The organism is Siphonobacter sp. (genome assembly GCF_048595215.1).
In the GTDB taxonomy this organism is placed as follows: domain Bacteria; phylum Bacteroidota; class Bacteroidia; order Cytophagales; family Spirosomataceae; genus Siphonobacter.
In genome coordinates, this window is the sequence record NZ_JBMDWJ010000104.1 from 1 (window position 1) to 22,428 (window position 22,428).

22 protein-coding genes and 1 pseudogene are annotated in these 22,428 nt (G+C 47.6%); 12 read left to right on the forward strand and 11 right to left on the reverse strand.

Translation table 11 applies throughout. The features are described from left to right. The 4 genes and pseudogenes from ACOJTG_RS05895 to ACOJTG_RS05910 all read left to right on the forward strand — a co-directional run. Positions 1-478 (forward strand): annotated as a pseudogene (locus tag ACOJTG_RS05895) (hypothetical protein); the annotation flags it as partial. A gap of 62 nt (positions 479-540) precedes the next feature. Then, entirely contained in the window at positions 541-1,458 is a 918-nt protein-coding gene (locus ACOJTG_RS05900) for a sugar phosphate isomerase/epimerase family protein (RefSeq protein ID WP_104712848.1), read from the forward strand. A 141-nt stretch (positions 1,459-1,599) separates the two neighbouring features. Then, positions 1,600-3,036, forward strand: coding sequence for a 3-keto-disaccharide hydrolase (locus ACOJTG_RS05905; RefSeq protein ID WP_420152964.1), 1,437 nt, complete (start codon positions 1,600-1,602; stop codon positions 3,034-3,036). A gap of 165 nt (positions 3,037-3,201) precedes the next feature. Further along, entirely contained in the window at positions 3,202-4,551 is a 1,350-nt protein-coding gene (locus ACOJTG_RS05910; protein WP_420152965.1) for a Gfo/Idh/MocA family protein, read from the forward strand. A 117-nt stretch (positions 4,552-4,668) separates the two neighbouring features. Here the strand turns inward: ACOJTG_RS05910 and ACOJTG_RS05915 are convergent, their stop codons facing one another. Both ACOJTG_RS05915 and ACOJTG_RS05920 read right to left on the reverse strand, forming a co-directional pair. Further along, positions 4,669-5,157 carry a hypothetical protein gene (locus ACOJTG_RS05915; protein WP_420152966.1) on the reverse strand — a complete coding sequence of 163 codons (489 nt, stop codon included), beginning with the start codon at positions 5,155-5,157 and terminating at the stop codon, positions 4,669-4,671. Positions 5,158-5,188: 31 nt separating this feature from the next. Then, positions 5,189-5,794, reverse strand: a complete 606-nt coding sequence (locus tag ACOJTG_RS05920) for a DUF1684 domain-containing protein (RefSeq protein WP_420152967.1) — start codon at positions 5,792-5,794, stop codon at positions 5,189-5,191. A 150-nt stretch (positions 5,795-5,944) separates the two neighbouring features. On the opposite strand from ACOJTG_RS05920, the gene ACOJTG_RS05925 reads away from it, so the two are divergent. Both ACOJTG_RS05925 and ACOJTG_RS05930 read left to right on the forward strand, forming a co-directional pair. Further along, positions 5,945-6,532, forward strand: coding sequence for a riboflavin synthase (locus tag ACOJTG_RS05925; RefSeq protein WP_420152968.1), 588 nt, complete (start codon positions 5,945-5,947; stop codon positions 6,530-6,532). 151 nt (positions 6,533-6,683) lie between these two features. Beyond that, on the forward strand, positions 6,684-7,556 hold the full coding sequence (locus ACOJTG_RS05930; RefSeq protein WP_420152969.1) for a sugar phosphate isomerase/epimerase family protein: 873 nt from the start codon (positions 6,684-6,686) through the stop codon (positions 7,554-7,556). A gap of 57 nt (positions 7,557-7,613) precedes the next feature. On the opposite strand, the gene ACOJTG_RS05935 is transcribed toward ACOJTG_RS05930, so the two are convergent. The 9 genes from ACOJTG_RS05935 to fmt form a co-directional block, all read right to left on the reverse strand. After that, positions 7,614-8,048, reverse strand: coding sequence for a hypothetical protein (locus ACOJTG_RS05935; protein WP_420152970.1), 435 nt, complete (start codon positions 8,046-8,048; stop codon positions 7,614-7,616). A gap of 154 nt (positions 8,049-8,202) precedes the next feature. After that, positions 8,203-9,054: a 3-deoxy-8-phosphooctulonate synthase gene (gene kdsA, locus ACOJTG_RS05940; protein WP_094809424.1), complete on the reverse strand. Its 852-nt coding sequence runs from the start codon at positions 9,052-9,054 to the stop codon at positions 8,203-8,205. Between the two features lie 28 nt (positions 9,055-9,082). Beyond that, positions 9,083-10,162: an iron-containing alcohol dehydrogenase family protein gene (locus ACOJTG_RS05945; protein ID WP_420152971.1), complete on the reverse strand. Its 1,080-nt coding sequence runs from the start codon at positions 10,160-10,162 to the stop codon at positions 9,083-9,085. A gap of 43 nt (positions 10,163-10,205) precedes the next feature. Next, on the reverse strand, positions 10,206-10,592 hold the full coding sequence (locus ACOJTG_RS05950) for a type II toxin-antitoxin system VapC family toxin (protein ID WP_420152972.1): 387 nt from the start codon (positions 10,590-10,592) through the stop codon (positions 10,206-10,208). 2 nt (positions 10,593-10,594) lie between these two features. Further along, complete coding sequence (locus ACOJTG_RS05955; RefSeq protein ID WP_094809418.1) at positions 10,595-10,798, reverse strand: DUF2281 domain-containing protein; 204 nt, start codon at positions 10,796-10,798, stop codon at positions 10,595-10,597. Positions 10,799-10,842: 44 nt separating this feature from the next. Beyond that, positions 10,843-12,048, reverse strand: coding sequence for a DegT/DnrJ/EryC1/StrS family aminotransferase (locus ACOJTG_RS05960; RefSeq protein ID WP_420152973.1), 1,206 nt, complete (start codon positions 12,046-12,048; stop codon positions 10,843-10,845). 142 nt (positions 12,049-12,190) lie between these two features. Further along, positions 12,191-12,685 (reverse strand): dihydrofolate reductase, encoded by a 495-nt coding sequence (locus ACOJTG_RS05965; RefSeq protein WP_420152974.1) that lies wholly within the window; start codon positions 12,683-12,685, stop codon positions 12,191-12,193. Between the two features lie 104 nt (positions 12,686-12,789). Further along, entirely contained in the window at positions 12,790-14,142 is a 1,353-nt protein-coding gene (locus ACOJTG_RS05970) for an L-serine ammonia-lyase (protein ID WP_420152975.1), read from the reverse strand. A gap of 63 nt (positions 14,143-14,205) precedes the next feature. Further along, positions 14,206-15,120, reverse strand: a complete 915-nt coding sequence (fmt, locus tag ACOJTG_RS05975; protein ID WP_420152976.1) for a methionyl-tRNA formyltransferase — start codon at positions 15,118-15,120, stop codon at positions 14,206-14,208. A 508-nt stretch (positions 15,121-15,628) separates the two neighbouring features. On the opposite strand from fmt, the gene greA reads away from it, so the two are divergent. The 6 genes from greA (at position 15,629) to ACOJTG_RS06005 (ending at position 22,364) form a co-directional block, all read left to right on the forward strand. Next, positions 15,629-16,102, forward strand: coding sequence for a transcription elongation factor GreA (gene greA / locus ACOJTG_RS05980; protein ID WP_094809408.1), 474 nt, complete (start codon positions 15,629-15,631; stop codon positions 16,100-16,102). Positions 16,103-16,262: 160 nt separating this feature from the next. Further along, positions 16,263-16,655 carry an HIT family protein gene (locus tag ACOJTG_RS05985; RefSeq protein WP_420152977.1) on the forward strand — a complete coding sequence of 131 codons (393 nt, stop codon included), beginning with the start codon at positions 16,263-16,265 and terminating at the stop codon, positions 16,653-16,655. Positions 16,656-16,658: 3 nt separating this feature from the next. Beyond that, a complete protein-coding gene (locus ACOJTG_RS05990; RefSeq protein ID WP_420152978.1) occupies positions 16,659-16,946 on the forward strand; it encodes a YciI family protein in 288 nt (95 codons plus the stop codon). A 75-nt stretch (positions 16,947-17,021) separates the two neighbouring features. Continuing rightward, positions 17,022-17,912, forward strand: coding sequence for a hydroxypyruvate isomerase family protein (locus ACOJTG_RS05995; protein WP_420152979.1), 891 nt, complete (start codon positions 17,022-17,024; stop codon positions 17,910-17,912). Positions 17,913-18,297: 385 nt separating this feature from the next. Next, entirely contained in the window at positions 18,298-20,706 is a 2,409-nt protein-coding gene (locus ACOJTG_RS06000) for a TonB-dependent receptor (RefSeq protein ID WP_420152980.1), read from the forward strand. 761 nt (positions 20,707-21,467) lie between these two features. Further along, a complete protein-coding gene (locus ACOJTG_RS06005; RefSeq protein WP_420152981.1) occupies positions 21,468-22,364 on the forward strand; it encodes a DUF4249 domain-containing protein in 897 nt (298 codons plus the stop codon). The last annotated feature ends 64 nt before the right edge of the window (positions 22,365-22,428 follow it).

Sequence of the window (22,428 nt, forward strand, 5' to 3'; positions counted from 1 at the left end):
GGACTATACGCTAATTCCGGGTACGTTCGACGGTTATTTGAACTTCAATTTACGAAACGGCGAACTTATCGATTTTAAACCCATTAAAGGTATTCAACGGTTTATTTTCAGGAATCGAAACTTTGATCATATCCGTTTTGCCACCCTTTCGAATCAGTTTCGATTTAAAGGACGCGAAATTGAAATGGACAAGATGGGTATTGAATCGACCGCTTTGACGCTCTTCGTAGGCGGTACGTATAGCTTTGGTAATCAAACGGACCTGTATGTACAAATTCCGCTCGCCAATCTTCGGAAACGGGATAAGGATTACGAGCTGGCCCGTCTAAACACCAAAGAAGCTCAGGGCTGGACGCTCAATTTGCGGGCGAAAGACGAAGGCAATGAGACCAAAATTCGGCTGGACCTAGGACAAAAAGTGCGGCAACGCAAAGCCAAACGTCAGCAACTAGGCAACGAAACGGTAGATCTTCGTTAAAACCGGATTACCTTTCAGGGGAAAAAGGGGCTTTTACCGTCTCTTTCTAAACTCTGAACCGTATGAAATCTTCACTCTCCCGCCGGGCTTTTCTCCAGCAGGCAGGCTTGCTCACTTCGGCTACGCTTTTAAGTAGTACGGAGCTTTGGGCGGCTAAAAAATCAGGCTTACAAATTGGTTATTCCGCCATCACCTGGGGCGGAAAAGATACTGATGCCATCCGTGATATTGCTTCACTGGGCTTTAAAGGCATTCAACTACGGGCGAACGCGTTTGGTCCGTACCGGAACAAACCTTCCGAGCTCAAAGCATTACTGGATGACAATCACCTCAAACTGGTTATGTTTTCGAGCGGAAACGTAGAAATCGATCCGGATAAGGAAGAGAGTACCATCAATATGCACGTGGCTCACGCCAGTTTTGTGAAAGCTCTGGGCGGAACGAGTATTCAGCTGACGAATAATGTTCGGCCGAAAGATCGGCAACCCACGCCGGAAGAACTCAAGCGACTGGCTCAGGTGATGAACGAAATTGGCAAGCAAACGGCTGATTTAGGGATTCAGACGGCCTACCATAACCACATGCACCAACTCGGTGAAACGCCAGAAGAAGTGGACATCATTGTTCAGGAAATGAATCCCAAATATGTGAAGCTATTGCTCGACGTGGCCCATTACCACCAGGGCGGTGGTGACCCGGCCAAGGCTATTCATCAGTACAAAGACCGGATTCACGCTTTGCATTTAAAAGACGTTCGCAGTCCCCTCCCCGACAACACCAATCCCAAATCGTACAAGTTTGTCGAGCTTGGCCAGGGCAATGTCAACTTACCCGCCGTATTCAAAGCCCTCGACGACATCAAGTTTAAAGGCTGGGGAATTATTGAACTCGACGGCGTACCTGATACGGGCAAAACGGCTCTGTCGTGTGCGGAAACCAGTAAGAAATTTCTTCTCGATCAGAAAATCCTGATGAGCTAATTCAGGCCATACGACACGTTTCGAAGGAATCCTTTCGCTTTTACAGGGTAATGCTTAAAAAAGAGGTCTTTTACTGGAAGCTCTTCGTAAACTGGATGAACGAAAAGCATTTCTGCCTTACTAATCATTAAACAAGTCTGTATGAAACGATTACCTTTACTACTGGTTGTCTGGTCTTTTGCCGGGCTTACCAGTGCCACGCCACCGCAAGGCAAAGGCTCCTGGAAGAGTCTTTTCGACGGTAAAAGCCTGAAGGGCTGGAAAGTGGCCGAAGGCTCTGCTTCCGGAAAAGCCCGGTACGAAATTAAAAACGGTGAGATTATCGGCATTTCACAAACCAATACCGCCAATACCTTCTTACTCACCGAGCAGCAATACGGAGATTTTATTTTTGAGTGCGACGTTAAGGTAGACAACTCCCTGAATTCTGGTATCCAGTTCCGCAGCCTGCAACGCGAAAACGATGGTCGCGTCTATGGCTATCAGATGGAGATTGATCCCTCGGATCGTAGCTGGAGTGGCGGTATTTACGATGAAGCCCGTCGGGGCTGGCTGGCCATGCCCACGAATTACGAAGCGGGTAAAAAGGCTTTTAAACGGGGCGAATGGAATAAGTACCGCATTGAAGCGATTGGCAATTCATTACGTACGTTCGTTAATGGCATTCCCGTTTCAAACGTCGTCGATGACCAAACGCTGAAAGGGTACATTGCTCTGCAGGTACACAGCATTGGCAAAGATGACAGCAAGGAAGGAAAAACCATTCAGTGGAAAAATATTCGTATTCAAACCGAAAACCTTCAACCTTCTCCCGTCGATCAGGCTCCGGTCGTAAATCTGGTCCCCAATACGCTGACGGAACAGGAAAAAGCTCAGGGCTTCAAACTGCTCTTTGATGGGAAAACGAGTACGGGCTGGCGAGGTGCGTATAAAACGGCCTTCCCCGAAAAGGGCTGGACGATTAAGGATGGCGTACTGAGCGTAGATAAAGGCGACGGAGCCGAAAGTACCAACGGGGGCGACATCGTGACCAATGATTCCTACGGAGCTTTTGAACTGACCTTCCAATTTAAACTTACAGAAGGAGCCAACTCGGGTATGAAGTACTTCGTGAAAGAATGGTTGCCCTATACGCACGAATTCAAGCCCGGCCAACCGATGACGGTACCCGATGGTTACGTAAAGAAAGGATCCGCCATTGGCTTGGAATTCCAGGTACTGGACGACGCCCGCCACCCCGATGCTAAACTCGGAGCGGCTGGAAATCGTACCATCGGATCACTCTATGACCTGATTCCGGCGGATAAAACAGGAGCGAACAAAGCCGCCGTGAAGCCGATTGGTGAATGGAATGAAGGCCGGGTCATTGTGTATCCCAACAATCACGTTGAACACTGGCTCAATGGCTTTAAAGTAGTCGAGTATGATCGAGGTTCTCCCTTGTTCAAAGCTTTGGTGGAACGCTCGAAATACGCTTCTTACAAAGGTTTTGGCATGGCCGAAAAAGGTCCCATCCTCATTCAGGATCACGGCGATGTCGTTAGTTTCCGCAGTATAAAAATTCGTGAACTTAAGTAGTTTTCAGTTTACGGTTGTCTGTTTTCAGTTGGGTTGAATCGATAAAGCTTTGACCCATTGTAGCTGAATTAGCAATAATCCATTTTCTGAATTGAAAACAGTAAACTTCAAACTGAAAACGTTTCAAACTCTAAACCGCAGCGGCGGACCGCTGAACTCTAACTCATGGAAAACCGTAGGGATTTTCTTCGTAAACTTTCGCTGGCGACAGCCGGATCGATGCTGAGCGTGAATGCCATGTCGGCAGCCAGCTACCGTAAAATTGTGGGTGCGAATGACCGCGTACGCGTGGCCTGCGTGGGTTACTCCGATCGTTTCCGGGCTTCCCACGTACCTCCCTTCAAGGCTTTGGCCAAGGAAATGAACTTCGAAATGGTGGCCGTATCCGACATCTGGAAACGCCGTCGCGAAGAAGGCAAAGCGTTTTTGGAGAAGCAATTAGGTGGTACCATTAAAGATTACCGCAATAACGATGAGCTCTACGATTCAAAATCGGTAGACGCCGTTTTCATTAGTACAGCCGATTTTCAGCACGCCATTCATACCATCGACGCGGTAAAAGCTGGTTGCGATACCTACACGGAAAAGCCCCTGGCCGAAACCATGGAAGACGCCCGTGCGGTACTGAAAGCCGTCAAACAATCTGGAAAAATTGTTCAGATTGGCTCGCAACGCCGCAGTGGTGCCAACTACCACGCCGCCGAAGAATTCATTAAATCGGGCAAGTTTGGTCCGATTACGATGGTGGAACTGATGTGGAACGTAAACCAGCCGGGTCGCTGGCGTCGTCCGGCTCTGGTCGCTCAGTGTAAAGAGGAAGATGTGGACTGGAAACGCTACCTGCTCAATCGTCCGCACGAAGCGTTTGATCCGCGTAAATACCTCGAATACCGTTTATTCTGGCCCTACTCCTCAGGAATTCCGGGTCAGTGGATGAGCCACCAGATTGATACGGTACACTGGTTCTCGGGCCTGCCCCACCCCCGTTCGGCCGTCGCTAATGGAGGCATTTATCAGTGGAAAGATGGTCGTAAAAACGCTGATACGCTCACGGTAGTCTTTGATTACGGCCCATTGAATGACCCGACTACGGGCTTCCAGGTATCGTTTGCCAGCCGTTTCAGTAACTCAGCCGGTGGTACCAAGGAAATCTATTACTCGAACGGTGGTGAGCTGAATCTGGATACTAACAATATTTCGCCCACTGGAGGCTTGATGGCCCGCGATGCTGCTGAAATGAACATGCAGGCAAACCTGTTGGCCTCGGGTAAGCTGGAAGGTCCCCGCGTCGAAACGGGAGCGAATACCGGTGGTGATCCCCTGACGTTCAATCACATCAAAAACTGGATGGAATGCGTACGCAGCCGTAAAACGCCTAACGCCCCCATCGAAGCGGGTTACCAGCACTCGATTGCAACCATCATGTCGAATGCCGCGTACCGTACGGGTCTGCGGGTAACCTTCGATGAGAAAAACCAGGAAGTAATGGCGGGTACTAAAGTTTTCAAATATTAGTCTGAGTACGTTATCGCATCTGGAAAAAGCGGCTCTTCTGGGGCCGCTTTTTTGATTTTAATTTTAAAAGAAGTAGCAGTCTGAATGGCTGATTTTACCCAATTTCAGCTTATCCTTCTACGTGGCTGCTGCCGTGGTTAGCATCGTCATGTACAAATTAATGGCGTACTGACAAGAGGTCACCAGTTCAAGCGGTACGGCTTGATTGCCTTCAATCTTTAGTTGGTATTCGTAATTCAGGTTACTCCAGTTGTACTTCGGGATGATGAGCATGAGCGTAATCCCTTCGGTATCTTCCAGAATAAAGTGGTGATTCCACACCCCCCGGCTTTTGAGTAAGTATACCTTTTCGGGACCATCCACGGACAAACGGATGATGATTTGTCCCATCCAGTTAAAGACAATATCTCCCTGATCGACATCGTCGATGAACACGTCGAATTTGGAGGCCCAGGCATTTTTGGATTTAATTTTCAATTTCCGCTGGTTCACTTCTGCCTGACCTATACTCGAAAACCAACTATCATAGGTAAACGTTACTACAGGATTTTCAGCCTCCGAGTAAATTTCAAATCCTGATTCTACTGACTTAATTAAATAACTCATCGCATACAGGTATTAACAGTTAATCAATCCGCTACTCATGGTACGCCAATTCTCCCGCCCGTATGGCAAGGGGCAGATTATTCTCTTTCGGAGGAATGGGACACGTATACTCCGGCGAATACGCACAATACGGGTTGTAGGCTTTATTAAAATCAATGGTAACCCGATTGCCGGTAATGTCGCTTTCGGGAATATCCAGGTAACGACCACCGCCGTAGCTTTCCTTACCCGAAGTCTGATCTTTAAAAGGGATGAAAAGCGTACCTGCCTCCGTGCTTTCAAAGACGAGCAATTCGCAGGTTTTTCCCTGTAGCTCAAACCGGACTTTTCCGTATAAGGTATAGGTCTCGGTCTGCCCGCCCGTCATCTGCACGGCAAAGGTTTTCGTGCTTTCGGTTTCTTCCAGTTTCGCGAATACTTCATAGGTGGAATCCGCCGGGAAATACTTCAGCCCCTGAAAACCAGCTTTGTCTTTAATGGGCGATTCGGTGGAAGTCCGGTAATTCTGATCCTTCTCTAGCCGCTCCATTCGTAAATCATCAGCGTATGAGCCTTTTTTCTTACTACTGAAGGAATAGACTACAATCCCTAGAATGGCGGCGGCAACAACGAATAAGAGTATTTTTCTTCCTGACATAGTACGATCGGTACGCTGAATGTTAGCGTTTAAACAATGAAAGTTTCAATCTTTCGGGGCTCCGTTCTATTCGGAACCAATTGTATTGCAACTTTGCTGTATCTCAGCAGTGCAAAAATCTACAACTTAACGGCAAAAGCCAATAATAATATGTTTACTGGAATCATTGAAGCGTTAGGAACGGTTACTGAACTTACTTATGCAGGTACCAACGTTACCTTCAGCATCGAGTCTCCGATTTCTCAGGAGCTGAAAATAGATCAGAGCGTTTCACACAATGGGGTTTGTCTGACGGTCATTGCCGTAGGCGACGGATACCACCAGGTTACGGCGATTGATGAAACGTTGAAAAAGAGTAATCTCGGGCGTTTACAGGGCGGATCCACGGTCAATCTGGAGCGTTGCATGCAGGCGAATGGCCGTTTCGATGGGCACATTGTTCAGGGGCACGTCGACCAGACGGCCGTATGTACGCGGGTGCAGGATGAAAACGGTAGCTGGCTGTTTGATTTCGAGTACGACACTTCACTGGGGAACGTAACCGTTGAAAAAGGATCGATTTGTATTAACGGAATCAGCCTGACGGTTTTTAATTCCGGTATTAATACTTTTCGCGTAGCCATCATTCCCTATACCTACGAGCATACAACGTTTCATGCCCTAGCCGAAGGCGATACGGTCAATCTGGAATTCGACATTGTGGGTAAGTACGTTAAACGACTACTGGGTCAGGCTTAAGCCAGCTTTTGTTTCGTATTAAAACCAAATTAATTATTACCATATTCCATTTTTCACGTACGGATTCATACATTAGCTCGTTCGTTTATTCAGTCTACACACTGAAGACGTTTACTTTTCGACTTAATACAGAAAGCTACTCACTGCTTTTATGAACCGTAGAAATTTTATTCAGGCATCTTTAGGAATAGGTGCTCTTTCCGCAGTCGGACTCGAAGCTCTGGCTGCTACGCAGGCAAAATCCGTTGGGTTACAACTCTATACGGTTCGCGATGATATTCAGAAGCAGGGCATTGAGCGGGTACTGGAACAGGTAGCCAAGCTAGGGTACAAACAGGTAGAGAACTTTAGTTATAATCAGGGTAAGTTTTTCGGTAAAACGCCCGCCGAGTACAACAAAGTCCTGAAGGACAACGGACTAAAAGCCGTCAGCGGACACTACACCACAGGCCGATCCACGAAGTTTGGTATGGGCGACGGCTTGACCCGCAATTGGGAGAAAGCCGTAGAAGATGCGGCGGCGGTTGGACAAAAATACGTCGTACTCGCCTATCTGGTAGACGACGAACGCTCGGCGGACGATTACAAGCAGTTATTCGGTATTCTGACGAAAAGCTCTGAAACGGCGAAAAAATCCGGGTTGACGCTGGGTTACCATAACCACGATTTTGAATTCACGCAGAAAGTGGACGGCGAAAAGCCCTACGATTTGTTGCTAAAAAATACGCCCGTAGTGATGGAAATGGACCTGTACTGGGTGGAAAAAGCGGGCGAAAAACCCGCCGAGTATTTTGCGAAGTATCCCGGTCGTTTTCCGCTCTGGCACGTCAAGGACATGGCTAAAACACCCCAGCAGGAATTCGCGGAAGTAGGTACGGGCAGTATTGATTTCGCGGACTTATTCAAGCACGCGAAGCAAGCCGGACTGAAACAATATTTTGTGGAACAGGATGTTTGCAAACGCCCACCCATGGAATGTATCAAGACTAGTATCGACAACATTCAAAAGGCCAAGTGGGGTTGATATCTCCCTATTCATGGATGCAGCAAAGGTCAGTCGAAATTCGACTGACCTTTGCTTTTAGTGACCATACTGCTGATCTTCCTCTTCCTCCGGATCGGCTTTATCCCACATCGCCCGGAATGTCGGGGCCATATATAACATTTCTTCTACTTTACTACGGGCCGCGTGAAATAGACGGTAGTTATAACCCTGGTTTAGAATTTCGTCAATAGCAAAAATGAGTTGAGCCATGTCCCGCACATTTACGGAAAAATCCCTCACTACGTACATGGTAAAGCCGCGATCATAATCGTCAGCGAAAAATAATACTAAACAAAAATCCTCTCCCCACAAAAATGAAGTTACTTGGCTACGCGAAAAATCTTTGAACATTTCCCCATTGTCAACTAAGGCATCAATGATTTCAACGTCATTATTCGTAATGTAAAAATTTGGGGTAAGGTTGCGGGAGATTTCCTCCATAACCGGCCGTTGGGTTGATTGTTGAGCCATAAATTTGATCAATTTTTGGAGAAAATGTAACGTTTCCGTCTATTTCTCTGGCTGTACAAAAAAGAAAAAGCCCCCGGAGAATGCTCCGAGGGCTTTGCTGAGTTTGACTTCAGGACTCGAAGTCAACAATTCTCCAAAATTCTTATGCCAGATTTTAAGCCAGCTCCTTTAACGTATTCCGGTACTTCACTTCTACGGCGTGGAGTTCCAGCAAGGGTTTCAGGAATTCTTCCAGTAAGCTAATATCCAACTGGCTGGCCGCGTCGCACAGGGCTTCGCTGGGGCAGGTATGAGCTTCCACAAACAGACCGTCTACACCCGCAGCCACGCCGGCACGGGCCAGTACGGGCAGGTACTCACGAGCACCGCCTTTGGAATCTTTGGAAGGAATACCATACTTCCGGATGGCGTGCGTTACGTCGAATACCACGGGATAGTTCGTACGAGCCATGTGGTAGAAACTACGCGGATCGACCACAAGATCGTTGTAACCGAAGGTGTACCCACGTTCAGTCAGGATGATCTGATCGTTGCCGGAATCTTCGATTTTCTTCACCGGATGTTTCATGTTTTCCGGAGCCAGGAACTGGCCGTGCTTGACGTTCACGACACGACCCGTTTGAGCAGCTGCCGTTACCAGCATGGTTTGCATACAGAGGTAGGCTGGAATTTGGAGTACGTCTACCACCTCAGCCACGGGAGCCGCCTGATCGGGGTAGTGAATGTCCGTCAGCAAAGGAAAACCAAACTGTTCCTTCACTTTCGCCAGAATCTTGATTCCTTTATCCAGACCGGGGCCGGAGTAGTAATCCAAACTTGAGCGGTTATCCTTCTGAAACGATGATTTGTAAATCATCTTGATATTGAGACGTTCCGAAATTTCTTTGAGTTTTTCGGCAACGGTCATCATGATTTTTTCGTCTTCGATAACGCAGGGACCTGAGATGAGGAATAACTCATCTGATCCACATTCGATATCGCCAACCCGTACGATTTTCTGCGACATAATCTTAATTTTTAAGGGATAACGACTACTAGAGCCGCTTGAATAAATCCTTCAGTACATCAATGGTAATCACTTCCTGCCAGTTTTCACCAATGGCGTGCAGCCACATGTGCGGCAGATTGTAGGAAACGTGAGCCATTTTGGTAATGGTTTCGTCGTCCCATTCCTTGGCCAGTCCCTGCGGTAAAGTTACGTTAAAACGTTTTACCATCTGCTTGAACTCGGCAACCCCCTCGGGATAGTAATCCTCCAGGTGATTCATGATCAAACAGTTGGCGTAGCAGTGACGCGTACCCAGAATTTTCGACAGGCCATAACTCAGGGCATGGCAAACGCCTACTTCCGAATACGTCAGACTTAGGCCGCCCATGAGGGAAGCTACCATCAGTTTGTCGTCGTTTTCGGGCGTTTGCCCGGCATTTTCGCCTAAGTAAATATCCCGGCAAAGCTTCATGGCCTGCTCGGCATAGGCGTGTGAGTAGGCGTTATTGAAGTGACCGTTTTCGGATTCGATACAGTGAATATACGTATCCATCCCGGTATAGAACCACCAGTCGGTTGGTACCGTAGCAATCAGTTCGGGATCGAGTACGACCTGATTGAATACGGTCCATTCGCATTTCAGACCCAGTTTTTTAACCGGGCCCGTTAGTACGGCCGTCATCGAAACTTCGGCTCCGGTACCCGAAATGGTCGGTACACCGACGTGGTACACGCCCGGTACTTTCACCAGATTCAAACCTTGGTACAGCGTCGAAGAACCTTCGTTGGTTAGCATCAGCGACAGAGCTTTGGCAATGTCCATGACCGAACCACCGCCAATGCCGACGACACCCGAAGGAAGACCCTGTTTCGCCAGGATTTCGTCCCGCAGCGTATCAATCTGCTCGGTGGTAGGTTCGTGAACGTCTACGTCGATGAAGTACACCAGATCTTTAGCTTCCGCGGGAACCCGGTTTTCGAGGTCTTTTCCTTTGAAGTACTGATCCACAATGAAGACGAAATACTGATTGTTTTCGGTCCGCTTGGGAGCCAGAATATCTCCCAGCTGACTGAAACTGCCCCGTCCGTAAACGGTCTTTTCAATTCCTTTGAAATTCTTATGCATGGTACTATTGTTCAATTATCATTCAGGACTGGCTTCAGGGAAGTTATTCCCAAACCATAGGTAAAGCATAATCCTGGAAAAAACGATCTTTCGAAGCTACCGTTAGCTGTTCAGTCAACGCCTGAGCAATAATGATGCGGTCGAAAGGGTCTTTATGAAAAAGAGGCAATTGTTGAAGAGTCAGCAAATGTTCAAATTCGATCGGAATAATATGAAAATTATTCCGATCAATGAAATCGAAAAACTCCCGTAGGCTGGTGCCTAACTCAAGCTTTCCCAGGCTCAGCTTAATACTAATTTCCCAGAGGCTCGCTACACTCAAATAGCATCGGTTATCGAAGCTTTTGATTTGCTCTCTCAGTTTTACTGGCAACGATTCATCACCGCCATAAAACCAGAGTAAAGCATGCGTATCCAGTAATACGTCCATTTTTAGCGATATTCTTCGAATGCTTCCAGGGGATCATCAAAGTCGTTACTCAGGTGTACTTTACCTTTCGCATAACCATACTCCCGTTCGTTTAGCGTAGACTCCCGGTCCATTTTCGTTTTCAAAAACTGGACAAAGTGCTCCACCTCCTGCTGTAATTCAGGACTGAGGGATCGGATTTCGGATAACAAGGTTGTACTTAACATCGTAATATGCTTTAAATGCCTTTCCGTTGCTAACTCTTCACTGCTTAGGCTTCTACCTGCTGTACTTTTTGTACCGCCGCAGATACCTTTTCAATCAGCGTGTCGATTTCTGCGTAAGTCCAGGTAACGCGGATTCCGAACGAAATCAGACGACCAATGACTTCCTGTGACTTCGGAATGTCCAGATTTGCGTAGTCCTGCGGAGCACCGAATTTCTCCACGCCCAGACGAGCCGCCGTACGCATTTCTTTCAGGTGATCCCACTGGTTGATAAAGTGGTACATGTTGGTATACCAGTAGTTGAAGCCTCCCACGCCCGCGGCGTTCAGTTCGGCCACTACTTTGCCCGCCGTTTCCGTATCGGGCAGCAGCAGGTTCAGGAACGTCGCTGAATCACCCGATGGGTCTGGAATGGTGGCGAAGGATACGCCGGGCACTTGTCCCAGTTTCTCCATCAGGTATTTTTTGTACTCGTTATTTTTTTCGCGTACGTAAGGTACCCGCTGGGTTTGTACTTTTCCGATGGCGGCGTGTAACTCCGAAATGCGGAAGTTAAAGCCAATCACGGGATGTTGCTCCATACCCCGGTTGTTGCCAATGTGATCGTGACCGTGGTCGGAGTAGCTGTCGGCCAGCTTATAAATCTGCTCATCGTTCGTGACCATCACGCCACCTTCGGCGGCCGTCGCAATTTTGAAGAAGTCATAGGAATAGGCTCCGGCTACACCCCACAAGCCCGTCGATACACCTTTGTAGCTGGCGGCCATGGCCTGTCCGGCGTCTTCCACCAGAATCAGGTTGTGCTCTTTTACCACTTCCATAATGGAATCCATGTCGGCCATTTGACCACACATGTGTACCAGACAGATGGCTTTCGTATTCGGCGTCAGAGCTTTACGGATGCCTTCTGCACTCAGACACAGCGTTTCATCCACCTCAGCGAATACGGGAATAGCTCCGGCAATCAGTACGGCTTCCACCGTGGCGATGTACGTAAAGGGCGGAACGATTACTTCGTCACCCGCACCAATACCCGCCGCCGCCAGGGCACATTGTACGGCCGTTGAACCGGAAGATACGGCATGAGCGTACTTGGCTCCGACGAGTTTACAAACCTCCGCTTCAAATTCGCGGGCTTTCCAGATGTTATTGCGTTGAGCGTCGTGGTTATAACGGAAGAACATTCCGGTTTCCAGTACATCATTAATTTCCTGGCGTTCTTCTGCTCCGTATAGTTCGGTACCTGGCATAATCTATTGTTTTCTGTTTTTACGGTTTTTCACTGTTCAGCAAACCTCCCTTTTTCGGGGAAATTTGTACACCTGCAAAAGTAGACATTCTCCGGGACAAAGGTTGATTTGCTTTTGCCTTATTCCGGGAATAGCCGCTCGGCTAAGCCTCTATTTTTTCGATGGTACTCCGTTCCAGTTCAACGAAATCAAAGGCGTATATATGTTTTTCATCCGTGGGATGCGTCTCCCGGCTGAGTTCATGCCACTTTGCTGAATCCAGTTTAGGAAAGAAGGTATCTCCCTCTACCGAAGCCTGTACTTCCGTCAAATGAATCCGATCGGTAAATGGTAACGCCTGCTGGTAAATTTCGGCTCCACCAATAATATATACGTCGGATTCGGTCCGAATGGCCTCCCCTAAGGAAGAGACGACGATACAGCCCGGTGCCTCGTAGTTTTCATTACGGGTGACAATCACATTGGTACGATTGGGCAGCGGTTTTCCAATGGATTCATAGGTTTTCCGACCCATCACTACGGTGTGGCCCGAAGTGAGTTTTTTAAACTGCTTCAAGTCATCCGGCAGATGCCATAACAGTTGATTATCTTTTCCAATGGCTCCATTTTCAGCCACCGCTACTACGAGGTGTATCATTTTTGTTTTTAGTTGTTGGTTGATGGTTTTTAGTTGTTGGTTTTAGATTGTGATACCTTTCTCTTATACTCCATCAACGAACAACTAAAAACCATCAACCACAATCAGCATTCCGTCATACTCAGGGCTAAACCGGCTTCTGAGGTTTCCTTGTATTTCTGCGACATGTCGCGGCCCGTGGCCCGCATCACTTTCAGTACGCTATCCAGGGATATTTTCTGGTACGAAGGATCACTGGCCATGGCTAGTAAGTACGCATTGTAGGCCTTTACGGCTCCCATCGCGTTGCGTTCGATACAGGGGATTTGTACATATCCGCCAATCGGATCGCAGGTCATACCCAGGTGATGTTCGATCCCAATTTCGGCGGCGGCTTCTACCTGACCGATACTGCCGCCCGCCGCGTAAACCAGCATCGCAGCACCCATTGCCGAAGCCGTACCGATTTCGCCCATACAACCCATTTCTGCTCCGGAGATACTTGCATTGTGTTTCACCAGAAAGCCAATGGCAGCGGCGGCCAGTAAGCCTTCCCGCATTTTTTGGGGTGAGTAATGAAAGTGGTGTTTCATCAGATACGTCAATCCCGGAAATACGCCGGAAGCTCCCGACGTTGGAGCCGTAACGACGATACTCCCTGCCGCATTCTCCTCCGAAGCAGCCAGACAGTAGGCATTGAGAAACATCAGAAAGCTATCGGAAGTCAGGGAGTGTTTTTTGGCCTGTTCGTACACCAGTGGAGCTTTCCGCTGAAGTTTGATTTTCCCGGGTAACGTTCCTTTCGCCCGTAAGCCGCGTTTCACGGCCTTTTCCATTGCTTCAATAATGAAATCCAGTTTTCGGTTGATTTCCTTTTCCGTCAGCCCCGTCAGTGATTTTTCATTCTGAATCATCAGCGAAGCCAGCGTTAGTCCCGACGTGCGTAAATGGGTAGTCAGACCTTCCATATGCTCGTAGGGAAAACGAGCTTCGGTCTCCCGCGTCCCTTCCATTGGCTGCCCTTTTCGCTGAATGAAGCCCCCGCCCACTGAATAGTACTCATGTTCCAGCAACACCTGCTGTGAAGCATCGGTCAGTTTAAGGATCATGGTATTGGGGTGCGGAAAATCCGTCTTTCCGCGGTGGTAGATAAAGTCGGCTTCCCCTACCCGAATTTCGCCGGATACGGGCAAGGTATACGTCTGGCCCGGCTTCGTCATGAGTTCCAGCAGGGCTTTTGGGTCGCAGGTGTCGGGCAGCCAGCCCAGTAATCCGCCCAGAATAGCCCGATCCGTACCGTGCCCTTTGCCCGTCGCCGAAAGGGATCCATATAGATGAATTTCTACGGAAGTTCCGGGCTGTTCTTCTTTCCGGATTTCCTGAAGAAAATCGTACGCTGCTTTCATGGGTCCAATCGTGTGCGAACTCGAAGGGCCCGGTCCTACTTTAAATAGGTCAAATACAGAGGTGGTAATCATATATACCGTCAGGTATGTCGATGAAGTAGTATAGAACTTGTAAAACTGCGTACGAATCCGAAATTAAAGCTTGCCCTGCATCCCCCGGAGAAACTCTTCAATGCCCATGCGTTTTTTACCTTCCAGTTGTAGTTCGTCGATCGCCAGCCAGCCATCGCTGCACCGGAATTGCAAATACGTTTTGTGGTCGGTACGGTAACTGCCGGGCTCGGCTTCATCCGATTGTTCCGCGAAGGATGCCCGGTATACTTTACAATTTTTGCCGAGAAGTGTAGTCCAGGCTGCTGGGTACGGCGACAAACCCCGGATGTGATTCCGAACGGAAGCGGCGGATTGCTGCCAGTTGATCTCGCAGGTTTCCTTAAAAATCTTCGGAGCCATCTTGATTTCTTCGGCTTCCGGCTGCGGAATCTGTGGATACTCGCCCGCTTCAATAGCCCGAACGGTTTTCAGTACCAACTGACCTCCCCGTTTCATCAATCGCTCGTACACCAATCCTACCGTATCGTCCTCGCTAATGGGTTCTTTTTCCTGAAAAATCAGTGGACCCGTATCAATCTCGTGTTGCAGAAAGAACGTCGTTACCCCCGTTTCCGTTTCACCGTTCATCAAGGCCCAATTAATCGGAGCGGCTCCGCGGTATTGCGGTAATAACGAGGCGTGTAGGTTAAACGTACCTTTAGGCGGCATATTCCATACCACTTCGGGTAACATCCGAAAAGCAACGATGACTTGAAGGTCGGCTTGATAACTTTTGAGTTCTTCCAGAAACGCCGGGTTTTTCAGTTTCTCGGGTTGTAATACGGGCAATCCCACCGATACGGCGTATTGCTTCACGGGCGACTGCTGCAATTGTTGGCCCCGTCCGGCGGGCTTGTCGGGAGCCGTCACGACTGCCACTACTTCGCACTGGTTTTCCACCAGGGTGCGTAAGCTTTCGACGGCAAATTCGGGCGTTCCCAAAAATATAATTCTCATGCGTGCGTACGTCTTTAAAGTCTAAGTACAAAAAAGCTAAAAGAGTGCCCGATCATCGGTATCCTGTCGGCATAAAGCACTTTTTTCTGCACAAACATAAGCACTTTTAAACGGACCGCTTCAGGCTTAACCACCGCTTTCGGGCCACTTCCCCTCCCGAAAAGACTTACAATTTCACTTGCTTTTGGCGATAAATGTGCTAATTTTGTTCATCCAATTGAAAAGCAGCCGTTGGGTAGTAGATAGAAGCGGCTGCTGTTGGAACTTCGGCGAGAAGATTGACTCTGTAAAGTAAGCCCAAGGGGCTTTGTCAGCAGAACGATCTTGTCACCGTTCTTTTTTTTTGTCGTTACGTTAGAAGTCCCAAGCACAGGCATACTGAAGATCAGGCCGTTATTCACTACACTGCCTGATTTTTATCCTGTGCTTACTCGTTCTAACTCAACCAGTAGCCTCTTGGCAGAGAGCTAGTAAAAAACGTTAAACCTATAAAATTAGATTACTGATTATGGGAAATATAGCCTATTACACGGAAGAAGGTCTAAATAAGCTGAAAGCCGAATTACACGAACTGAAAACCAAAGGCCGTTCGCATATTGCTCATCAGATTGCGGAAGCCCGTGATAAGGGCGATTTGTCCGAAAATGCAGAATACGACGCAGCGAAAGAAGCTCAGGGTCTTCATGAGTTGAAAATCGCGAAGCTGGAGCAATTACTGGCTAATGCCCGTATTCTGGATGAGTCCATTATTGATAGCTCAAAAGTAGCCATCATGTCAACTGTGAAAATTAAAAACAAGCGGAACAACATGATTGCAACCTATACATTAGTAGCTGAAACTGAAGCTGACGTGAAAACGGGTAAGATTTCCGTGCAATCGCCTATTGGCAAAGGCTTGCTGGGTAAACAAGTGGGCGAAATGGCCGAAGTAGTATTACCCAACGGAAAAGCGGAATTTGAAGTACTCGAAATTTCCCGCTAAGTAAGGCTTGATTTTTATTACGAACGAGGTTTGATCTGGTATCAAACCTCGTTTTTTTATGCCCCTACCCCCTTGCAAATCCATCACCTTTGGCTACTTTACGCTGTTCTGTTTATTTTTGAACGGCATACCTATTCTATTTTACGTAAACCTCGTTATCATGGCTTCTATTTTCACGCGAATCATTCAGGGCGAGATTCCCGCTCATAAAGTATACGAAGACGATCAGTATCTGGCCTTCCTGGATATTTCACCGCTCACCGAAGGACATACCCTGGTGGTACCCAAGAAAGAAGTAGATTACATTTTTGACCTAGACGATGATACACTAACGGGCCTGATGCTGGTTGCGAAAAAATTAGCTCCGGCCCTTCAGAAAGCCTGTCCCTGTCTGCGGATTGGTGTCAGCGTCATTGGTCTGGAAGTCCCGCATACCCACGTCCACCTGATTCCCATGCAGTCCATGCGGGACATGAATTTTTCAAATCCTAAATTACAGTTCTCCCCGGAGGAACTGGCTGCTACGTCCAGTCGCATCAGAGCTAACCTGTAAGCTATGCAGTACTACATTCAGGCGTATGACTTTACGGACGAAAACGCTCTCAGTCGCCGTATAGAGGCCCGACCGGCCCATTTGCAATGCATGCGGGAATTAAAACAAGCGGGTCATTTCATCATGGGAGGAGCCATTCTCTCCGACGCCGGAGCGATGATTGGATCGGTTGTTATTATGGATTTTCCGGAAGAATTCATGCTGATGAAGTGGCTGGAAACTGAACCTTACCTACTGGAGAAAGTCTGGGATCGGGTTGAAATCAAACCCTTTCGGCAAGCCGAAGTCTAGTTCGTTTTTATCCGAACATATGGTCTATTTAGGGTTTTCTGTATATTCGTCGTCTCTCTTGTATAAAACCTGTTTATGAATAGACGTTCCATGCTGAAGAAAACGGCTTCAGCAGCCACGGTAGCAGCACTTCCTACCCTGGGTACTTCTCTGGAGGCAGCGGCCTCACCTTTGCTTAAATTAAAAGGCAATATCAAACATTCCGTATCGCGGTGGTGCTACGGCTCGATTCCACTCGATGAATTCGCTCAGGCTTGTAAAACCATTGGCATCGAATCCATCGAACTGACCGGCCCGAGTGAATGGCCTACGCTGGCCAAATACGGCTTGACTTCTGCCCTCGGACAAGCCGATAAATGGCCCGACGGTACGGGACTGACGAGCTTTTTCAACAATCCTAGAAACCACGATAAGCTGGTGGATTTGTACGAAAAGCTTATTCCTGAGGCGAAGGCTGCTGGCGTTACTAATCTCATTTGTTTTTCAGGCAACCGGAATGGTCTGGATGACTACCAGGGTATTCTAAATTGCCAGAAAGTACTCAAGCGGATCATGCCGACGGCGGAAAAAAACGGCGTTACACTCACCATGGAGTTACTCAGCTCCCGCCACTCCCACCCCGATTATCAGTGCGATACGGTACAATGGGGTTCGGCATTGTGCGAAACGGTAGGTTCTGAGCGTTTCAAACTGCTTTACGATATCTTCCACATGCAATCCATGCACGGCGATCATATTCGTAACATTCAGCGGTACGGACAATACATCAGCCATTACCATACGGGCGGTATGCCCAACCGTACGGAAATCGATGATCGGCAGGAGATTTATTATCCGGCCATTATTAAAGCCCTCGTAGCGACGGGCTATAAAGGATACATTGGTCAGGAATTCGTTCCAACACCCAAGGATAAAGCCGGTATGCTGGAGTCCCTCAAACAGGGCGTTCTGATTTGTGACGTTTAAAACTTTAAGCTTGCCAACGCATACCAGAGGGGCCTTCCAGGCTCCTCTTTTTTTATGAAGTACGGTTTCCTTCGTTAGAATCGGCCTTTTACTACACACTTCTTTGTACGGTTTCCCAGCCACCTTCCGAAGAAAACAGTACACAGAACCATTCAGGAGTACATTGCGGTACGTTGCTTTTCAAAATCCCGCTGCTTTTGCAGATTAACCGCTGTTTATTACGGTTGATCGAATTAGGCCGTTCTTCCCCTCTTTCTGCCTCCATCTTTATAGCGTCAAACGACAATCCTATCAGCAGGCATTGCAACGCTAACTTTCTCAAGCGGTAAGATCAAGTACCGAGTTACGCAATCGTTTGTACCGCTCATTTGCTCTATTAACTTTTATGAAATCACTTTACTCCATTGTTCGTATTGGAAACATTGCTTTACTTGTATGGATCGGCCTGGGTGCGGCCTACGCACAGCAACTAGCCGCAACGGATAAAAATACGCTTCGGGGCTACGTTCGGGAAGCCCAAACGGGATCAGCCCTGCCCGGCGTAACGGTATCCATCGCTAGTTTAGGCATTGGTACTACTACGGATATGAATGGCTATTATTCCATCGCTCTACCCGCCCGGCCCTTCGTAAAGATTGCATTCTCGTTTATCGGTTACAAAACCGAAAGCATGGCTACCGATATTACTTCCAACGTGGATCTGAACGTTGAGATGCAGCCACAGCATACGACCTTGAAAGAAGTAGTCGTGAAAAGCCACTCCGGTACTTCAAGCAAAGTTTCTGAATCGGTACAAATGTCATCCGTTTCGGTACCCATTCAGCAAATCAAAGAAATTCCCTCGCTTTTAGGCGAAAAAGATATTATCAAAGCCCTGCAACTGATGCCGGGTGTACAAAAAGGTGCGGAAGGTTCGACGGGTATGTACGTTCGCGGCGGTGGCCCTGATCAAAACCTGGTCTTACTCGACGACGCTCCGATCTATAATACGTCACACTTGTTTGGTTTTTTCTCGCTCTTCAATGGCGATGCCATTCAATCCGTCAACCTGACGAAAGGTGGATTTGCGGCTCACCACGGCGGTCGTTTATATTCCATCATTGAAATGGATATGAAAGACGGCGATCAGCATAAAGTGCACGGCGAAGGAGGAATTGGACTGATTTCCAGTCGATTTACGCTCGATGGACCGATAAAGAAAGGAAAATCTTCCTTCCTCGTATCCGGACGCCGTACCTACGCGGATCTGGTACTGAGTCCATTCGTCGCTGAAATGAAAAACAATACGGGTTATTTCTACGATTTGAACCTGAAAGCCAGCTTCGACGTGACGCCCGATGATTACGTAAGCATCAGTGCCTACAACGGTAACGACCATTTTAAGTACAAAACGAATAGCAAGCTTTCCAACGAAAGCGGAAGCCTCAACTGGGGTAACACCGCCGCTACGTTACGCTGGAAGCACCGTTTTAGTCCGGGACTTTCGCTGACGACATCGGCGGTATACTCGCAGTATCATTCCTTGGCTCGCATGAACCGCGACGTCGTGAATGAGGAAGAAAAAACTACCTATCACCTTAATAACCAGTCTGACATTCGGGATCTGATTTTCAAATCGGATGTAACCTGGATTCCTAGTACTCAGCACGTACTTAAAACGGGTATCACGGCCACTTCTCACCTCTTTACTCCTGCAAGCACAACGACTGTAGGTAACCAGCATGAAGCCGTTAGTGGTAACGCCGTACAATTGAAAGGCCTGGAAGGAGCCGTTTATGTAGAAGACACGTACAGTCCTATTCCAGCTCTGAAAATTAATGCGGGTTTACGCGTAAGTGGCTTCCAGGGTGAAACCAAAACGTACGTACAGCCCGAACCACGTCTGGCGATTGCGTATACCATGCCTTATAATTGGGCGGTAAAAGCTTCCTACGCCAGCATGAGTCAATATGTGCATTTGCTTACAAACTCAGGCATTGGCCTTCCTACGGACCTCTGGATTCCGGCCTCCGATCATACGGCTCCTCAGTTTTCGCAACAGATTGCATTCGGTATTGCGAAAGACATGCATTCAGGTTTAAGCTTTACGGCTGAGGGTTTTTACAAAACCATGGACAATATGGTGGCTTACAAAGAAGGCTCTAGCTCACTTTCGTTCGGTACCGCTAACGCCGGTAATTGGGAAGATCAGATTACGCAGGGAAAAGGCTGGAGTTACGGAGCAGAGTTTCTATTACAGAAAAAGACGGGCCGCTTTACGGGCTGGGCTGGATATACGCTCTCCTGGACGCAACAACAATTTGACGAACTGAATTTTGGTAAGAAATTCTGGGCTCGTTATGACCGTCGTCACGATGTTTCGCTGGTAGGAATCTATCACCTCAACAAAAATGTAACGCTATCGGCTTCTTACGTGTATGGTACGGGTCAGGCTATGACCCTGCCCAAGGGACAGTACTGGATTCAGGGAAATTCTTCAGTAAAGACGTTGGGTGAGACGAAAAACTATTATACCGGACGGGTATTTCAGGAATTTGGTCAACGGAATAATTTTCGGGCTGCCGCCTATCAGCGTTTAGACGTGGGCGTGCAATTTCATAAATCTAAAAATGGTCACGGACGTACGTGGGAAATCAGCCTGTACAACGCTACGAACCATCAAAACCCTTTCTTCTACTACTTCGATGCTACGGATGTTTCTACCGTAGCCGGAACGAAGAATGTGGTAAACACCTTGAAGCAGGTTACATTATTTCCGGTACTACCGAGCGTTTCCTACAACTTCAAATTTTAGTAAAAGCAGTTTCATAATAATAGAGCAGATTACGGAAAAGGGAGAGGATATTCCACTCTCTTTTTTTTGTTTATATACCCCTCTACTACCCGCCCCGAAGGATACGCTATCTTCTCAGGTTTTGCTTATTGTCTTCTTGACATAGCTCATTTTTGTAGTAATGCTTGAATTGTCTTGTAGTAGTACTTCTACATTTTCTACCAAAAAAGATGCCTTTCCAGCCATCTAGAGGCCTTTTTTTGAAATAGGTATTTCAAACAGCCCTGCACAATTACCAAATACAGACCAAATCTTACACTTGATCGAATTGAAAAGGCTAGCCCTGCAAATTAGAGCCATATTTGCATTGTCAATACAGCAACAAGTAGTTCTAAGAGTAAGAAAAAACTACTTTACAAAGACGTTTCAAGTGTATAGTAGGAAGCGTCATTTTATTGAAACTCGTTTGCTTCCACTCCGCCAAGGTGATTCTACCCAATGAAGCAACAAACACTCCGCCAAGTGATGATTCCCTAAAAGACTTCATAGTCTAGGCCCGAGTCATACCCACGATTTATGCTGATTAAAACAACCGCTAGTTGCCAGAGATTACCATCCTCTCGCCCGTAGCTGTGTTTCAGCCTCAGTTTAACCCCTGAAGCTGCTCGTGTATACCGCCAAGTCACTCGTAATCATTTAAAACTTACTAGACTTCCACCCCAAGTCTGTCAGGAATATTAGTGCCTAACTGCTCATTATTAATGACTTGTCGAAACAGGACCATGAACGTTTTCTCTATTGTAACCGCTCTTCTTATTGTATTTGGAATTACCTCCTGCGTTCAACCTTCTGACGATATCACGATCACCAGTAATCCTAAGTTGATCGTAGAATGCTACCTGAACCCTACGGATACGGATATTATAGCCATTGTGAATGAAAATCGCCCCATCACGGGTGAAGGTAGCGGCAACCGCAGTACGACTAACCCTGTACTGGATGCGACCGTTTTGTTATCCGACGGAAGCAAAGAAGTAAAGCTTACGAATGCCAAAAACAATACGTACAAAATTCAGGCTAAAGACTTCATGCTAGTTGCTGGTCGTACGTATACGCTCAAAGTAACGGCTCCGGGATTACCCGCAACACAAGCAACCTGTACCATTCCGAATATGCTTCATGCTTTGGATGCAAAAGACAGTGAACTGAGTTACGAACAGGCCGACGCATCAACGTATAATGTATACCGTAAGAGAAGCTTGAGCTGGAATAATGCTAAATCCAGTCAGACGAACTACTACATGGTAGGCAGTGGCGAAGGTACTCCCGTTAAAATTAAAACCCTAAAAGGCGACTCTACTTGTGTTCGTTTGAAAAATGCCGCGGTCATTGCCTTCCTGGATAACTCCAAAGCCACCAATCAACACATCACGACGGGTACGTTGAGTTTTCTGCTCGGTAAGGCGACCAGCAAAACCGATCAAAAGATTACGAGTGCGGCACCCATGTATTCGTTCGTCTATCACGTAGACCACAATTACTACGAGTTTTTCCGTACCGTGAAATTACAGCGTGAAGTAGGTGACAATCCATTTGCTGAGGCTGTACCCGTGTACTCCAATATTCAAAATGGTCTAGGTGTATTCGGTGCGTATGTAGTACAGGTCAAAAGTTTGTAACAACACCAATAGGTTTCTATAGAAAACCCCGGCTCGGTAAGGCCGGGGTTTGTTTTTGGTAGGA

Bases quoted from the DNA above. Each gene is read 5' to 3' on its own strand.
- ACOJTG_RS05900 (WP_104712848.1), top strand. From the start codon at position 541: ATGAAATCTTCACTCTCCCGCCGGGCTTTTCTCCAGCAGGCAGGCTTG.
- ACOJTG_RS05950 (WP_420152972.1), bottom strand. From the start codon at position 10,592: ATGGACGTATTACTGGATACGCATGCTTTACTCTGGTTTTATGGCGGT.
- ACOJTG_RS05955 (WP_094809418.1), bottom strand. From the start codon at position 10,798: ATGTTAAGTACAACCTTGTTATCCGAAATCCGATCCCTCAGTCCTGAA.
- ACOJTG_RS05905 (WP_420152964.1), top strand. From the start codon at position 1,600: ATGAAACGATTACCTTTACTACTGGTTGTCTGGTCTTTTGCCGGGCTT.
- ACOJTG_RS05945 (WP_420152971.1), bottom strand. From the start codon at position 10,162: ATGCATAAGAATTTCAAAGGAATTGAAAAGACCGTTTACGGACGGGGC.
- ACOJTG_RS05990 (WP_420152978.1), top strand. From the start codon at position 16,659: ATGCAGTACTACATTCAGGCGTATGACTTTACGGACGAAAACGCTCTC.
- ACOJTG_RS05970 (WP_420152975.1), bottom strand. From the start codon at position 14,142: ATGATTACCACCTCTGTATTTGACCTATTTAAAGTAGGACCGGGCCCT.
- ACOJTG_RS05985 (WP_420152977.1), top strand. From the start codon at position 16,263: ATGGCTTCTATTTTCACGCGAATCATTCAGGGCGAGATTCCCGCTCAT.
- ACOJTG_RS05995 (WP_420152979.1), top strand. From the start codon at position 17,022: ATGAATAGACGTTCCATGCTGAAGAAAACGGCTTCAGCAGCCACGGTA.
- kdsA (WP_094809424.1), bottom strand. From the start codon at position 9,054: ATGTCGCAGAAAATCGTACGGGTTGGCGATATCGAATGTGGATCAGAT.
- greA (WP_094809408.1), top strand. From the start codon at position 15,629: ATGGGAAATATAGCCTATTACACGGAAGAAGGTCTAAATAAGCTGAAA.
- ACOJTG_RS05920 (WP_420152967.1), bottom strand. From the start codon at position 5,794: ATGTCAGGAAGAAAAATACTCTTATTCGTTGTTGCCGCCGCCATTCTA.
- ACOJTG_RS06000 (WP_420152980.1), top strand. From the start codon at position 18,298: ATGAAATCACTTTACTCCATTGTTCGTATTGGAAACATTGCTTTACTT.
- ACOJTG_RS05930 (WP_420152969.1), top strand. From the start codon at position 6,684: ATGAACCGTAGAAATTTTATTCAGGCATCTTTAGGAATAGGTGCTCTT.
- ACOJTG_RS05910 (WP_420152965.1), top strand. From the start codon at position 3,202: ATGGAAAACCGTAGGGATTTTCTTCGTAAACTTTCGCTGGCGACAGCC.
- ACOJTG_RS05960 (WP_420152973.1), bottom strand. From the start codon at position 12,048: ATGCCAGGTACCGAACTATACGGAGCAGAAGAACGCCAGGAAATTAAT.
- ACOJTG_RS05965 (WP_420152974.1), bottom strand. From the start codon at position 12,685: ATGATACACCTCGTAGTAGCGGTGGCTGAAAATGGAGCCATTGGAAAA.
- ACOJTG_RS05915 (WP_420152966.1), bottom strand. From the start codon at position 5,157: ATGAGTTATTTAATTAAGTCAGTAGAATCAGGATTTGAAATTTACTCG.
- fmt (WP_420152976.1), bottom strand. From the start codon at position 15,120: ATGAGAATTATATTTTTGGGAACGCCCGAATTTGCCGTCGAAAGCTTA.
- ACOJTG_RS05935 (WP_420152970.1), bottom strand. From the start codon at position 8,048: ATGGCTCAACAATCAACCCAACGGCCGGTTATGGAGGAAATCTCCCGC.
- ACOJTG_RS06005 (WP_420152981.1), top strand. From the start codon at position 21,468: ATGAACGTTTTCTCTATTGTAACCGCTCTTCTTATTGTATTTGGAATT.
- ACOJTG_RS05925 (WP_420152968.1), top strand. From the start codon at position 5,945: ATGTTTACTGGAATCATTGAAGCGTTAGGAACGGTTACTGAACTTACT.